Source organism: Dyadobacter sp. BE31, assembly GCF_031457695.1.
Classification (GTDB): Bacteria; Bacteroidota; Bacteroidia; order Cytophagales; family Spirosomataceae; genus Dyadobacter.
This window is the reverse complement of sequence record NZ_JAVDXA010000007.1, coordinates 1-16,610: the sequence shown is the minus strand read 5'-3', so window position 1 is coordinate 16,610 and position 16,610 is coordinate 1. Positions and strand designations below refer to the sequence as shown.

The 16,610-nt window shown below is 48.6% G+C and carries 7 protein-coding genes; 4 read left to right on the top strand and 3 right to left on the bottom strand.

From position 1 onward, the window contains the following. Positions 1-8 precede the first annotated feature (8 nt). Genes J2Y43_RS28060 through J2Y43_RS28045 form a run of 4 tightly spaced genes read left to right on the top strand, consistent with a single transcriptional unit; the run spans position 9 to position 12,569 of the window. Complete coding sequence (locus tag J2Y43_RS28060; protein WP_309990326.1) at positions 9-7,481, top strand: hypothetical protein; 7,473 nt, start codon at positions 9-11, stop codon at positions 7,479-7,481. An 11-nt stretch (positions 7,482-7,492) separates the two neighbouring features. Beyond that, positions 7,493-9,496 (top strand): fibronectin type III domain-containing protein, encoded by a 2,004-nt coding sequence (locus J2Y43_RS28055; RefSeq protein WP_309990322.1) that lies wholly within the window; start codon positions 7,493-7,495, stop codon positions 9,494-9,496. Between the two features lie 27 nt (positions 9,497-9,523). Further along, on the top strand, positions 9,524-12,124 hold the full coding sequence (locus J2Y43_RS28050) for a fibronectin type III domain-containing protein (protein ID WP_309990320.1): 2,601 nt from the start codon (positions 9,524-9,526) through the stop codon (positions 12,122-12,124). Positions 12,125-12,137: 13 nt separating this feature from the next. Further along, positions 12,138-12,569, top strand: coding sequence for a hypothetical protein (locus J2Y43_RS28045; RefSeq protein ID WP_309990316.1), 432 nt, complete (start codon positions 12,138-12,140; stop codon positions 12,567-12,569). A gap of 80 nt (positions 12,570-12,649) precedes the next feature. Here the strand turns inward: J2Y43_RS28045 and J2Y43_RS28040 are convergent, their stop codons facing one another. From J2Y43_RS28040 to J2Y43_RS28030, 3 genes are all read right to left on the bottom strand, one after another. Next, complete coding sequence (locus J2Y43_RS28040; RefSeq protein WP_309990313.1) at positions 12,650-13,114, bottom strand: hypothetical protein; 465 nt, start codon at positions 13,112-13,114, stop codon at positions 12,650-12,652. A gap of 132 nt (positions 13,115-13,246) precedes the next feature. Continuing rightward, positions 13,247-15,331, bottom strand: coding sequence for an ATP-binding protein (locus J2Y43_RS28035; RefSeq protein WP_309990310.1), 2,085 nt, complete (start codon positions 15,329-15,331; stop codon positions 13,247-13,249). A gap of 42 nt (positions 15,332-15,373) precedes the next feature. Then, positions 15,374-16,102, bottom strand: coding sequence for a LytTR family DNA-binding domain-containing protein (locus tag J2Y43_RS28030; protein WP_309990306.1), 729 nt, complete (start codon positions 16,100-16,102; stop codon positions 15,374-15,376). Positions 16,103-16,610: the final 508 nt, after the last annotated feature.

Genomic DNA, 16,610 nt, shown 5'->3' with positions numbered 1-16,610 from the left:
TCAACAACATGAAAAGAGCGCACATTATATTCTGTCTCATCTTTCCGGCACTTTTCGGATTGTTGGTCAACGCGTCGCGGGCACAAAACCAGATCAGGATCCTGACCAACGTGCTTCCTCCGTACAGCCCCTACATTCAGGATTATCCAGGAACCGGGAGCCGTGTACAGGTCTTTATATCGAATCTGTCGGGTAAGGATTTGTCTGTTCGCTTGCTTGGCAAGCTCGAAGGTGACAACGGGGTTGTGATTCGTACGTCACCCAATTATCGTCCGCTTCGCCCACTCGAACTACGGGCCACGGACGTAAACCGAATGCTCACCCGCGCGGAACTGGAAGGCCTGTTTGATCTGGCCCAGATTGAGGTGCAGGGAATGAATCAAAACGAATTGTACAAAGGGCTGCCGCTGCCGGAAGGTAATTATCAGCTTTGCGTGCAGGCCTTCGACAATGCCACCACCAGACCTTTGTCGGCAGAGTTTCCTATGGGATGCAGCGGGTTAATTCCGGTCCGGATCGTGGAGCCTCCGATCCTGATCTCCCCTTACGACAAGGAAGAAATCGCTGCCAAAACGCCGCAAACGCAGCTTTTCAGTTGGTCGGCACCGGTAGGGATATTGCCCAATCAGGTGGAGTACACCCTGCGTATTGTGGAACTTCCGGCAGAGGTGAATCCCAATGTGTATATTGATGCCATCGCGTTGCCCAGGACCGGATTGGAGGTGCAACATCTACGCACCACCACTTTTTTGTACGGCCCATCCCATCCCGCTTTACAAGTCGGCAAACGTTATGCCTGGCGGGTACAGGCCATTTCCACGAGTCAAAAGCTCGCATTTATGAATGAGGGCAAAAGCCCGGTGGGCGTGTTCACGTACGGCCTAACAAAAGTACTTCCCGGGATTGAATACATCACTATGATCGCGCCGGATCAAACCAGTCCATTGAGGGCAAAAAGTATGCAGGTGGGCAGTAACAACCCCCTGATATTTAAATGGGAGCTCGATAAGGAGTTGGAAACCCTGTTAAGAAAAGCCTATCATGTTCCTCCTCAATTGAAATCAATTTTAGATCATCGGGGCGAACTGAATTACAAGATCAGGATTGCAAATTTAGGGGCGAAGGTATCCGATCCCCCCTTACTTGTCCGCCAGGTGAGGACACCTTATTTTCAAATAGCCAAAGAAGACCTGCCTGCTGGTATGGCCACCGGTAAGAAATTGGAAGTGTCTGTCGAGCTAATGGGCGTGTCTGACTTAATTCGGAAGCAGGCGCAGCTGCCTGATGAGCCTTTATCGTCAAAACCAGTCGTCTTTTCACTATTCGCCAAGGACATCGGCAGCCCTAGAGATACGCTCACCATCACGGGTGTTCTGGCTTTCAAATACCCCGGCGAAGCGGGCAAGGCCCATGTTTTGCCCAATACAAAGGTGGTTTTATCTAAAATGGAACCCAGCAACTATCTGTTAACAGTGGGATACGGCACATCCGACGAGATGGGTAGATATACGATCAAGGTATTGAAGTCGGCGCTGCACAGCGCCGACACGACCCAAATGTTCACACGCTGCGTAATAGATCCGGTGAACCCGTTTATTCAGCCTTTTACTACTCCGGGATCGTATCAGGCCACGAATGAAAACACGTTCCAGATTTCACGCCATGAGGAGAAAGCGTATCAGGTGGAAGGCATTACCTGGCTGGCTTCGGGCTACACGCTGGATTTGACCGCCAAGCAAACCTATCAAAATTGGCCGGGAGCACCCGACGCAAAACTGGACGGCCAGGTTGTGGTCATTTATCGTAAAACCACCGGGTTACAGGAGTATTACAGGAAATACCGCCTTCCTGTCGAAGGACAGCTTAAAAACCAGGCGAATTCCTCCATACAAGCAGAAGTTGAAAGGGCTGGTTATCAATTTATTGGAATTGCAACTTTGAAAGTCAACGGGGGTACCTATTCGGCCACTTTTGAAAAACTGGTTTACGCCGACAAACCCTACGACAACTATAAGGTGTATTGCCCCGGCTGCGGGCAAAAGCCGGACGACGGGCAAGCCGTGATTTTCTCACGCCCGAAAGACAAGCTGGTCCCGCAAACTGCCCGGATAGAAAAAGCTACATTCCATGTAGAAACTACCGAGCCGCCGACAATGACCTTTAAGGGGAAACTGGCCTATCAGTTTGCTGATGCAGGCAAAGACGGTGCGGAAGCAAAGGCGCTTGCTAACACACGAGTTCATTTGCAAGTTGTGTATCAGGATTTAGCGGACGGAACTGTTACTGCCGGCGCTCCCGGAAATGGAGACGACGAGATCGCCGCTTTTCATAAAAATTACAGCCAAACGCTGGACACCAAAGTGACCGGCTCCGACGGTTCTTTTGAGTTCAAGGTTAAAATGATCAAACCGATGCCTCTGGGAATATTGCCCAGAACTCCCCTTACGGGCACGGGAGAGTTTAAAAGAGGAGGCAGAATTTACAGACGCACCCTGCGCGTCATCGTCGACAACGCGTATTACGCCAGCCCGTCAACGGATTTCGGCATATCCGCCGACCAGGTGATGGATCCTCAGGGGTCTTTCGATTTTAATACAATGATTGCCAAAGTGAAGAGCTATGGTTTGCTGGTACAAGTGAAGTCGGATACAACGGCCATTCAAAAGGCTGGGTACAAACAGAATTTGTTCGGGATAAAGATTTCAGTATTACGGGCTGTTAATAAGAAAATAGGCATTCCGGGAGTCAATGCGGGACCGCCCGCAGACGAGGGCAGCGGAGTGCAGTCGATCAGAAAAATAGATGGTAATTCGTATAAAGAGATTGCTTCGGGCAAATCGGACGTAAACGGGACGATTACCTTCCCGAGAATGGTCAAGGCCAAGGTGGAAAACGACCTTTACTTTATTGCCACGGAAAAGGCGGACGATGGGCTTAATAATTACAAATTGGTCTCGCTGAAAAGGATCACTACCAATGAATCATGGTTGGGTGTTTATGAAACCGACGTGAACAAACTGACTGCCGATCAGATAAAGACTTCCGACAAAATCGGCCCCGAGGGCAAAAAGAGGACAATTGTAGGAGGGGCCAATGTTAACTGCCGTAAGGGATATAAATTCAGGTTCACGCCTGCCGGAGGGGGAACCGACTACACCGAAGATCTTTTTCTGGATGTGCCGGAAGACGCAATCAAGATTGCAGCATATTTCAAGAATAAAGATTGGTGGCCCATTTCAATACAGTCGTGCCAGCAAGCCAACAAATATTGGATAAGGGATGAAATACAAGATTCGCCTATCAACAAGAAAATACTATTAGACGAAAGCTTGATTGCTCCAACCTCAGGAGGAATTAATGCTGGCGCTGGCGGTAAAGCCGACATTGTCTTCGCCGACCAATATCAATGGATCAAGTCAGATGTGGTGCAGCGATACCTGAAACCCGGGCTGCCGACGGTGCACATCCGTGTCGTTGATCAATCGAATCCGACACAGGGCATCAAAGGCGCCCTGGTAGCGCTGACCTATGAACCCGCGGACGGTTCGCTAGGCAACATCAACAAAATGACCGACGAAAATGGAAGGGTCACTCCCTTTGTGCTCAAACCTGGCAAGAATGCCAAGGTGAAAATAATCGCAAAGGGATATAACTTTTATGCTAATGGCTCTTCCGGCAACGAAACTCCGTCACCCTGCCCGGGATGTACCGATTGTATATGCATCGGAGACCTTATGCTGGGCCAAAATAGCAACAACCCTGCGGTATTGATGCAGCCTAACACCCGTATTACGGGCAGGGCGATTGATTATGATACGAGAGCTGTCGGCGCTAAAATCGATAAAGTTTCGGGTAAAACTAAGCCGGCAGCACCAGGCAAACCGGTAAGCGAAAGCATCGGTAATACGCCACCAAAAATACCGGTCGGCATCGCTGCAAACCTCAATATGGAAGGGAAGGCGGCTGCCCCCGAGCATGGCTCCGGACAGAGCATGGAAGCATACGTGCAGGCCGACGACGGGTACATTTTCAAAACACAGTTCAGTGACGGGATGTGGAAATTCGATATGAATGCGCCATCGACCGCGAAAACCTTGAAAGTAATTCCGGTAAACATCAGTTATTTCAACGAGGTGAGGGATATTAAAACAGAATTACCCAAACCGACGGCCCTTTCGGAAGGAAGATTCAATATCAATGCGGGCGATATCGATATCTACCAACGCGATCACCGGATTACCTTTAAAATCTTCGAAAAAGGTCCGTCGGGGAAAAGTGTGGCGGGAGCCCGTGTTAAACTCTTTGGAAAAAATGATCCGGGCTTTGTTTTCGGCCCCAGTGACGAGAAAGGTGTAGTCGAAACCCAATTCAAAAACGTGTCCACAGACAACCTCTATGTTGCTATTTCGGCGCCGGGCTATGTCACGCAGACTGTGTCGGTAACAAATGAGGAAAGTAAAAACCCGAAGCCCAAAATCGTGTTGCTGGAACCGGCGACGGTGGTCAATGGGATGGTAGTTGCCAAATCGGCGCAAGGTGCTGAAATTCCTCTGGAAGGTGCATTGGTGTTCGTATCCGCAGGCAAAAATGCCTCCGTCAAATACAGTACCCTATCCAAAAAAGACGGTTCCTTTTCGCTCGACGTGGACAAGAACCTATCGAATTGTACCATTGAAGCAAGCTACAACCAGGGCGAGACGGGCCCTACGTATATCGGTGTAAGTGCAACCCAGACGATTCCTCAGGCAAAAGGACAGTCATTGAAACTGACCATCACTACATTCGATAAATTCAGCATCGCATCGATATGGGGCTTTCCGGTTACGATTGAAAAGTTAGATCCCAAAACCATGAAGGCAACCGGTGTAGTGAACCTGGCAGATCCCGGATTCGGGCCCTTTGGCACGCTGAAAGACAAACTGACGGCAAGGTTTGAAAATGTGGCCTTCAAACCGAATCCGGACAAGCCGCAGGAAGGTATCCCGGCGAGCGAGACGGTTGAACTGGAAGATGGTGTTTTGGATCAGCTCGTGTACCACACCACGCCAAATATTGTGGTAAAGGATGTTAAATACAATGTGAAGATAACGTCCCTGGATGCGGTTGCCAATGCCGGCAAATTGAAAATCACCAGAACACCCGGAACATCAAAAGGGAAAATCCTTGCGCAGGTGCAGGTGATCGATAATTCGTTCAACTTCTCGGAAAATCTCTTCAATCCGGGTAAAAATCAGTTATTCCTGTCTGATACAACACTGAACGCAGGCAAACCGGCTGTGGTGGCCTTCAACTCCGAAAAAAGCAATATCAAGTGGACCAATTTCACCATTTCCCAAAAGGATGGTTCACCCATGAAGCTCAAATTCCTTGCTTTCAATGCTACCAGCGCATTGAACGGGTCGCGGTTAGTTCAGGATGAGATACACCTTGCTCCTGAGATTGAATGCCGCATTAAAGAAGCCATTCCTTCTGAGTTTAAAGTAAAAATCGGAGATCTGGTTATCAAAAATAACACCATCGATAAAAAGTCCGGCGAAACGCCGCTTACCTTTCCTTTGGCAGGAAATTGGAGTGTGGAAATCCGGAATTGGGAGCTCGACTTCAAAAAAGGCGGCTTTTATTCGACCACAGGCGTTGTCAAAACAGGGAAAGTAGATATCCCCATTAAGGAATTCAACCTGAGAAACGACTTTTTAAAATTGAATGTCGAGCCGAAAGAGCTGGAACTGGCAGGTGTGGCGAAATTGAACCTGGGTGGAAAGGCATACTTCGGTTATGACGCTCAAACAGGTTCAGACAAGAAAGGGCATTGGTCGATGGTCATCGTGCCGGAAGGCGATTCCCCGGCGGCAAAGTTACCCGCCCGCTCGCTGCCAGGGTTAACCGATGCGCTGGAATTTCAAACTGTGTCGCTGCTTGACAATGGACAGGACATTGTGACCTTCGGCGCTGGCAACAAGTCGTTCAGGTATTTCAATATCGTAGACGTACGCCCTACCACCATCGAAACCGGGCCCGACTGGTTTGCATTCGATTCAGGACTGTCTACGGGCATACCCAATGCGCCCAAGGATGTCTCAATGCGGTTTATTTATTCAAAACCCAAGGGAGCCAATGCGGTTAAGCTGAAAACGATGATTCCTGGCAAGTATAAGTTTGAGACCAGCGGATATCTCAATTTTGAGGCACTCAATGTAAAGGATGCCGACGGTGGGTCGAGCAACGGGATCTATTTTGCGGATGGCGTCATTGCGATGAAAGGGTTTGTTGAAGAACCCGAAAAATTACATATCGACAATGTCCTGCTGATTCACACAGCCAATTCCACCCACATTACCCACAATCGAAACCTGGACCTGAATCTGGAAAAGGATCTGCTGAAACTTAAAGACAATCCGGTATATGCTGCCAATGACGACGCCGGTAATAAAACGGACTATACAAAGAATCAATTGAGCATGACTTTGGAAGGCAAATCCGGGCTATCGGAGCTGTATTGTCACCAACGGGTGGAGGGTAAGCAATGGAAACTCATGACATTTTCCGGTTTGCCGAACGGTTTTGAGATGTGGAAAAAGGAAGAAAAAAACCGTCTCTCATTTACGGCCCATGGCGAAATTATTGCCGATAATCAGAAAATAGGGTTGGATGGCATTCCAGCGCCGGGTGGTTTGGGAACGCTAAGCCTTGTATATGATTTTAAAAATAGCCGCCTTACCGGTTCACTGCAAATGCCTCCCTTAGACATCCCACCCTCGATGACTTTCTCGGGCGGGGTCGGCCAGGTAAGAGTTGACAAAAATGGATTATACATTGTGGCTTCCGGAACCCTGGAAAATGTGCCATTGCCCATACCGACAACATTGAAAGCGGGTTTGATGCTCGGATATTATAACAGCCCGGATCTCAGCGATGCTACCAGCGTTTTGTTTGCCAATAGTCATCGAAAAAGCCTCCCCTGCTCATTCAATTCGACTTTCAAGGGCATATATGCAACCGGCGAAATGAACCTTCCGGGGGGAATCGGCAATTTCAATCACGTTTATGGGGTGCCCGGCGCCGAGGCGCAGGTGGGGGTTGATATTTATGCCGATGGCTACGTCTATGGCAGCTATAATAGTGGTGCACTGTCATTTGGCGCGGGGATGGGTGTTGGGGCAAGGGCTTACGCGTATGGAACGCTCCTTTCCGTCCGGGCCGGCGGCGAGGTTTACGTAAATGGAGGGCTGGATACGCAGCTCACCGCGTACACCAGCCCTCCCGGTGCCAGTATGTCTTTGTCATCAAATATCGGTGCAGGCTTTAAAGCTACCCTGACAGAAGCGTTTTCAGGACTTGCGCTACCGCCATTGCAAGCCGATATGCAGTTGATAGTAACAGGGAGTGCCACAGTGGGGAAAGGAAGTGCGCCCAGTATCAATTTCGATATAACACCCAAATGGACGGCCGGGGGCAATACTTGTACTTCCAATACACCATAATCTACCAGACAATGAAACGATTAATGAAATATACCTCGTTGCTCTTCGCACTATTGGCAATGGACACAAAAGCCCAGGAAGCACAGGCAACCGCCGGTCCCTATGGTGTCTTTATTCAATTTGAAAAGCTGCTGCATGGACCGCAATATGTCATTGAAAGGCTCCTGGTGGGAAGCAATGTTGCGACACCTGACTGGAAACCCGTTTGCACAACCAACAAGCCGCCTCAGACTGCCGCTGATCTGGCAGCCCGCCTGGTGATATTAACCAGTAAAAACCCTCTGTACGACATTCCGAACGATTCGTTAACCGCATTGCTTTTTGCACGCTACCGTACATTGTCCTCTGTGGATTCATTGGGAACTTACGCATTCAATCCACAATACCTGGAAGCGCTCGGGCTGGGCTACCTGGACACCGATGTACAGCAAGGAAAACGCTACGACTACCGCATTCGCCAACTGAAAACAACCGGAGCAGCGGTTTATCACAACCCTGCTACCGTAAGCGTGCCCGGTTCGAAGATGGCCACAACCGTCCAATCGTTGAGTTATACAAGTACCGGCACTGTGGTCAAGATCAAATACTACCTCAAAAAAGCGAGGCCGGATATCGCCGGTGTGCGGGTGATGCGTGCTTCTTATGGGCAAACAGCTTTCGCCGATTGCCCGGCGGAATGGGCTTTCAGAAAAGGACAAAAGGATTCCTTGTTTTTGGAAATATCAGACTATAACGCCAGGCGAAAAATGCTTTACAGCTATGTGGTGTATTTAAAAGACTTTCTGGGCAATGAAAGCGCCCCTTCCGACACGATAACGATCACCAATTTACGCCCGCAGGAAGAGATTCCGACCATATTGGACATCCATACGAAATCGGAGGAAAATTATCACGCCATAGGCATTTCGTGGAAATTGGCTTCCACCCGAAACCTCCGGGCCGTCGAAATATGGAGGAGTGATCATTTTGATTCGGGCTATCAATTAATTGGAACAGCTTCTGCGTCGGACACCATTTACTATGACCAGGCAGTGGAGCCTGTGCGTGGATATTACTATCAAATCAAATTGAACGGCGTGTACGACAGATCCGGGGAGTCGGTCCGTATTGCAGGCATGCTGAAAGCCAGCCGTCCTGCTTTGATAAAACCGTCCAATTTGAGTGTTACTGAAATCAACGACACCCTTTACTTTCGTTGGCAACCGGCCGACTATGATACGCACGGCTATTATTTGTACAATGCAACTAACGAATCCGATTCGCTTACGCAATATTCTGAGGTGATACCGGCATCAAATGCTGAATTGAACTACAAGGTTGCACTCAGCAAACTGGCCGTTGGTGCTGGGTATAAATGGGCCGTTGCCGCCATTAACACCAGTTACAATATGGGTCCGATGAGCGATCCCGTTTATTCGGAGCCCCGCTACCCCGATCGTGTGGCAACGCCCATCAACCCTGAAATGCTATACCACGAAGGCCACGCATTGCTGGTGTGGGAAGACATGAAAAGTATTGACCCCTATATCATTGCGTATACAGTTGAACGTAAGACAGGCAATGAAAAAGATTTCAAAGAAGTTTACAGGCAGGCTGTCGATGACAAGTCGAGGAATGGCTACGAGGATGTTGGTGTAAAAAACGGAGAAATATACAGTTACCGTGTCAGAGCGGTTAGCATCAATGGTAAAACAAGCGGATATAGTACTGAGGCGTCCTATTTTAAGGAGCTCCCTGCCGTGTTACCGGTGCGTGGGTTGAACGTTATGGCGACAAACAAGGGAGTGCGGATAGCCTGGGATGCGCCCCTGGATGCGCCTGAAAAAATAGTCGTATACCGTTATACCGAAAAAACAGTTGCCGCCAAGGTCATCGGCAGTGTAACAGGCAAGCAAGCTGAGTTTTATGATAAATATGCTACGCCGGGCATCGGCTATTATTACAGCCTTGTAACCGTGGATACCGACAACCGCGAAAGCGAAGCCACTGATCCGGTGGGTGTACAATGGCCTTAAAAAATCCGACTGTAAAATTCCTGTCAAATGAAGAAGCTAATAAATGGTTCCCAGCGGGTAATGCCAGTGGTGGCGCTTGCCGTGCTATTATTTGTCGCAAAGGGCTTTGCGCAAACTCCGGTGGCGATAAGATCCTTTGTGGTTGAGTCAAAGTCATATGGCGATGTAACACTTTCGATGAATGATCTCAACGCCAATACGAACATCACTGTATTGATCGAAAAATCGGAGAACGGGGGAGCGTACAGCGTCATTGGATCTTTTACTTCGCAACCATCTCAACCGAACCCGACTTATATCGCCACCGGCCTGAAGGCGTCCACGCCTTATTGTTTCAGGGCCCGGGCCAGAAATTCCGCCGGTGTGTATAGCGGGTACTCGCAGGAAGCCTGCGCCACCACCAATGCTTTTCCGGTACCTTCGGGGCTTGCAGCAACTGAAAACGGGTCGAATAGTATCCGGTTAAATTGGGCCAGCTATGGGGGAAAAGACAGTGGCATAAAGGTTGCCATTGAGCGATCGACGGGATCCGGAGGGCCGTTTACACAAATTGGCACCGCTGACGGAGAATATGGTACATATACCGACAATAGCGGCCTCTCACCGGCGACCCAATATTGTTATCGGATCCGAGGCATCTGGGGTGCGGCGGGCAATTCCGCTTACTCCAATACGGCCTGCGCAACCACCCGACAGGCTGCGCCTGCCGCACCGTCGGGCCTGATCGCACAATCACTCGATCCTACTTTTCAGATCGGGTTGAATTGGATCGACGGTTCGGGCAATGAAACCGGTTTTGCCATCGAACGCGGAACGGATGGGGTCAATTTTAGTCAAATAGCAACGGTAGCTGCCAATGTAACGCAATACAACAACACCGGTCTGTCCGCATCGACACGTTATTTTTATCGTGTAAGAGCATTCAACGACGTGGGATCATCAGGCTACACCAACGTGGCCGATGCCACGACGAATGCCAATCCGCCCGCAGCACCTGGTAATCTGTCGGCAACCACAGAGAGCGAAAGTCAGCTCGACCTGAATTGGACGGATAATTCCGGAAACGAAAGCGGCTTTGAAATTGAACGCTCGCAAGATGGCGCCAATTTTTCAAAAATAGCCGATGTGGGGGCTAATGCAACCTCCTATTCAAATAACGGGCTGAGCCCTAACACCCAATATTGGTATCGGGTAAGAGCCAAAAACAATGGCGGGAACTCAGGGTATTCTAATGTGGCCACCGCAAAGACCCGGGATGTTGTCCCCAATACGCCTCAAAGCCTCTCAGCCACGCCGGTATCCAACAAACAAATTAACCTGAACTGGACAGACAATTCGGGAAACGAGACAGGCTTTGAAGTGGAACGATCGACGGATGGTGCTAATTTCTCTAAAATTGCCGATTTAGCGGCCAATAGCACAAGCTATCAAAATACCGGTTTGTCGACACTAACGCGATACTGGTACAGGGTTCGTGCCAAAAACACCATCGGGAACTCGGATTATTCCAATATGGCCGAGGCCACTACTTTTGACGTCCCCCCTATTACCCCTTCCAATCTTACAGCGACAACCGCTTCGAGCAGCCAGATTAACCTGGCCTGGAAGGACAATTCATCCAATGAATCCGGATTCGATATAGAAAGGTCGACAGATGGCGTCAGTTTTTCGAAAGTTGGAGAAGCGGCAGCTAATTCCAACGCTTTTCAGAACACAGGGTTGAGCCCGGCAACAAAGTATTGGTACCGCGTCCGGTCAAGAAACTCACAGGGGGCGTCTGACCCCACCAATGTGGCCACTGCAACAACCAGCGATGTGGTTCCGAACAATCCGTCTAATCTGGTCGCCTCAGTAATTGACTACTTTTCAATAAAGCTGGTTTGGTCTGACAACTCTGGCAATGAAAGAAATTTTACCATTGAGCGCTCTACCGACGGAAGCAACTTTGCTTATGTTGACAGCGTGGGCAGAGATGTCACCACATTTCCCAATAACGGTTTGAAAGACGAGACAACCTATTACTTCCGGGTCAGGGCCCTGAATGCTATCGGATATTCAGGTTATTCCAATATCGCCGTTGTAACTACCCCCAAGGCACCACTGCCGGCGAAGCCCGTGAACCTGAAAGTAACTGCGATCGACTTTGACCTGGTCCGGCTGAGCTGGGACGCAGTTTCCCCCAATACCAAGACAGTGGTAATCGAACGGTCGGAAAGTCCCGATAAAAACTTTGTTGAAATAGGCCGTACACCATACCCGGGGCGGGTTTTTGATGACCGCAAAATATTGGATGTCGTCGACCACTATTACCGGATCAAGGCTGTTAACGACGCGGGCGCATCTCCGTATAGCGACGTAGTGAAACTTTCGGCGAGTGCCATTATAACCGGCACGGAGCCTGCTGCCGACCAGAATCTTGCCTATGCATATGACAAGACATTGTATGTGCGGCTCAATCAGCCAGGTGTGGGCCGCTTACTGTTGCACGACATGCGGGGGACGGTCGTCAGGAATATGAAGCTGTCGCAAACGATGGAAATTGACCTGAGAAAGATGGAGCCTGGTGTCTACGTCGTCGTGATCGATGACAACCAAAAGGTAATCAAACGAAAAATACTTATACATTAAACCTCAGCAGATTATGCGAATATACGTGTACATTCTCTTTGTGATCATGCTTGCCGCCTGCCAGCCAAAAAAGGTGGAGCCGGCAGCTATCAATATCGTATGGAAAGCCAAATCCGTCAAGCAAAATGGTGTGGTGGTTTACACGGAAGGGAATTCAGGAAGTGCTCAGCCAGGCTACGCGCGATTTCGGCTCGACCTTACGGCCGGCGATCAGGCCACGTTTATGGATGTCGACGGCCGCAAGCTGGTGGGAATCTGGTCACTTTCAACGGACAATAACCGGCTTATCCTTGAAAAGCTCTCACCACCACCCAGCGGGTCTTCCGGGAATATAGAGTTTTATTTAACAACGGCCCCCACACGTGAACAGCTCATGCTCAAACGCACTAACGAAAGCCGCAAAACCGGGAACAGCATTAATGAATACGAACTGGTGCCGGAGTGAAATGGAGCAGCGAGGAGTGCAACTAAAATGGGCTGTATCCGAGAAGATACAGCCCATTTAAAAAAGATTCAAGCGATCGGTCAAAACTCAATGGAACACTCGTTAATTACCGGTTTTTGGGTGCCCTGGCCGGTCTCGATCAGCTTCACGTTATTCATGACGATTTTCCTGTTCTTGACAGTAACCGTATAACTTCCATCCGGATCGAAAGTGAGGCCGTCGACACCCACTTCCACTTCCCCTTTTATTCCACTAATGCTAAAATCCCTTACATTGAATGTGCCTCCTTTCTCGGCTTCTTCCTTGCTTCCAAAATGCACCTGGATTAACTTAAAGGGAGTATCTTGCTGGCAGGAAACGGAATATGTGCCGCCAATTGTAACGATGCTCGTCGTTCCCTTGTAGCTCACCCCGTCAATTTTAAATGTTCCAGTCTTTTCAGATTCTTCCTGGTCGATATCCGTTTCCTTTTTTGAACAAGCAGATGACAACACCAGCAAAAGGCACAATGCAGCTATCGAACGAATACTTTTAATTGTTTTCATGATCTTCGAAAATTTAGGATGTTTATTGAATTCTTACTCGCTTACCGGTAAACCAAAGCTAGCTACCCAACACCCCGAATTGTCAGAATAATCGATGAATGAACGCGCGAAATCGATGAACGTACCGTGAAATTAGCTGGCAAAAGTCAGGCTTACTCTCGTTGAATCCCGTTCAGGATTTTCGAAACTAACCGCGATGCCTGTTTTTCGCGAAAGCTCGTCGACCAACTTCAACCCCAGCCCAGAGAGGCCGTGATTGGTGCCCGCAAGGACCTGTGCGTATTGGTCGGAAGTGAATTCACTCCCGGTGTTGCCGATGGCCAGGACAATTCCGGTTGCCGCCTGCACACACCGGATATCAATTACGCCCCCGTCGGGAGAAGATTTAACAGCGTTTTGAAGCAGATTCCTGATAATCGTCTGCAAATAATTCGGGTCTGCTTTAACCCATACAGCCGTGGAAATTTCATTGTTGACCGTGATCCTCTTAGCTTCGAGATTGAGCTCAATCAATTGTACAGCTTGTTCGGTCGCATCTTTTAAATCAACAGGTTGAATATCGGTTTTAAACTGGCTCATCTGACTCTTCGACCAAAGCAGTAGTTCTTCCATAGTCGCCAGAAGTGATCCCGTTGCACTTTGTATCTTATTGCTGAGCTCACCCTTTTGCGCATCGTTCAGCAGCTGCGGATTACGTTGTTGTAATTGGAGGAATTGATACACCTGATTGATGGGCGAACGCAGATCATGGCTGATAATTCCAAAAAGCTTAGCCTTGGTTTGGTTGGCCTCTTCCAACTCACTGTTGACCCTGGTGAGCTCTTCATTCTTTTTATCCAGCAAGTCGGCTGTACGTTTCTTGTTGCGGTAGTTGATGGTCAGCAGGATAGCGACAAGAGAAATAAGCAGCAATCCGGCGCCCAACCACAAACGTTGGCTTCTCGCATAAGAAAGCTCGGTATTTTGATTATCAATTCTCAATTGCTTTTCCTCGTTTTGAAAACGTGCCTCCATTTCAGCCAGGTTCAGTGAAACCTTGCTGTCTGTCAGAGAATCGGAAAGTGAAACGTATTTCTCGTGATAGGCCGCTGCGTCTGACGGACTGCCCGCAAGCATTTCAACGGTTGTCAGCGATTTTAACAATTCCAGGTATTGCTCTTTGTTGTAAAGAGCCGAACCGTGCTCGGACATTTTATAGTACTTCAATGCATTTTTATAATCCTTTAAGCTCTTGTAGTAGTCGCCGTAGACCAGATTGACGCTGAATGTCATAATCTCCTTATTGTCCTTTTTGGCTTGTGCATCCGCTTTGTCCAGATACATTTTGGCGAGGCTATATTGTTTGTCCCCCAAAGCAAGTGAGGCCATCGCGAGATTGGAGGAAATCAACTGAGACCAGTTGCCGCTTGTTTTGGCCGCTGCTTCGTGCAGCAGCTTGTAATAGGCAAGTGCCTCGGTTTTATTTTTCAGAAGCTCATAGCATTTGATGAATTTACCGTAAGCATTAATGTCGCTGATCAGCGATAAGCCCAAGGTGGGCTTTGCCAGATTCAGGTATTGAAGTGCTTTTTCGGGTTGTTTTAAATACAGGTAAATTTCCGCGACCATCATAAGCCTGAGTCCGTAATCGACTTTTAGCTTGACGATCTTTGTGGTGTCTGCGATCGGCTTATAGGTCTCAACGCTTTTTAGAAAATAATCGAGGGCGATCCCATAATAGAACTTTTGCTGCTGGTTATACAAGCCCAGATTATAGTAAGCGTCTGCTTTCAGCTTCGGATCTGAAATCGGCTCAATCGCATTCTTTAGTTTCTCTGCTGCTTCATCGGCTTCTTTAGTCAACCCCATATAGTAATTAATGGAAATCAGGTTGCCCAGCGGCTTCAAACTTTTGTCAGCCATTCCACCCTTCACGGCAACGGCATATGCCTGTTCAAACTGCTCCTTCGCAGATTTGAAGTCCTGCTTGTAATAATACCCCGTTGCAATGGCCTGATGAAACGCATATCTATATTCGTAGTCCTTTTCACCGGCTATTTTCAGCCCTTCTCCACCCTCTTTGATAAGCAACTCAAGACTCTCCGGTTTTCCTGAAAAGGTCGCCAGAATGCCCTCACACTTCAACTTCTTTCCTTCGAGCTGTCTGATGTGCTCATCTTCCCCTGCATAGGCCCGAAGCGAGATAATCAGCGTAAAAAACAGAATGGACAGTTTCATAAGTTTAACGTTCAGGTGAGGGAAAATTTGCCGGGAACCGTATTACTGATCGGATTTCAGTTTCGATATGACGGGGCGGTAGGTTTTGCCTACCGGAATAATGGTGTTGTTGCAAAGCACTTCCGATTGCTTGAATGCTTTGATATGGCGGATAGCGACACCATAGCTGCGATGCACGCGTATGAAACGGTCCGAAGGCAGCATATCCATAAAGTAGGATAGCGAGGATAGCGTCATATAACTTTTCTCCACGGTGACGATCTTCGTATAGTCCTGCATCGCTTCCAGGTATACGATATCGCGCTGAGCAAGCTTAATGTGCGTGTATCCATCCTTGATCGTGAGGATATCCTGTTCAAACAACACTTCGTAAGCGCGGGCTTTGTACCTCATCTCCCGGAATTCCCTGATCCGCCTGACCGTCATGGCCAAACGCTCTTCTGTTAAGGGTTTGAGAATGTAGTCCAATGCTGAAAGTTCAAAACCTTCGAGTGCAAATTCAGGGTGCGAGGTGATGAAAACGGCAATGGGTACTATGCTTTTGATTTTGCGGAAAAGCTCCAAGCCGTTGATTTGGGGCATTTCAATATCCAGGAACACCACGTCAGGAACGATATATTTGCTGGCTTCGTAAGCTTCAAGAACGTTGGTATACGTTCCGCAATTCTGTAAGAAAGGGAAATCCCTGGTCAATTCTGAAATGGCGAGCAAATCCAGCAAATCGTCGTCAACTGCGATAAAACGGATCGGTGAGGAAGGATCTGGGTTCATTGGTGTGCGATTAAACTAGTTTCGGCTTTGGGGACGAGAAGTGCCGCGGTTACATCTCCGTCCGGTTGTTAATGTACAGACATTTTGAGAAAATAAATGGGGGATGTATACTTTGTTTACTTTCTTTTTCGCGTACGGTTGGCAATTGCTGAATATTGCCGGAACCCGCCGATGATTCGTGTTGCTGATCCTCCTGCCATACCTTCACATATGCCGACATACCATGGACTATCCGCAAAACGTGGCATTTACAGCAAGTCCTCGCCAACAGTTCGACGCAATTCTCTTTAATCAATGGCTGTAAAGGTATCTTCCGTCGGTTCAGGAAATTTATCCCAAGCATCTTCGTCCAAAAGCATTCCCAAATCCATCAGATACCGATCGGTGGTGTTTACGGATCAAGCAGGAAATCTGGGGGAAGTTAGGCATATAGTTTCGTAAGCCTGAATAGGAAAAATGGAATATCCCTGACGCCTCTGGATGATGACCTAAAAGCTTTTATCTTGGC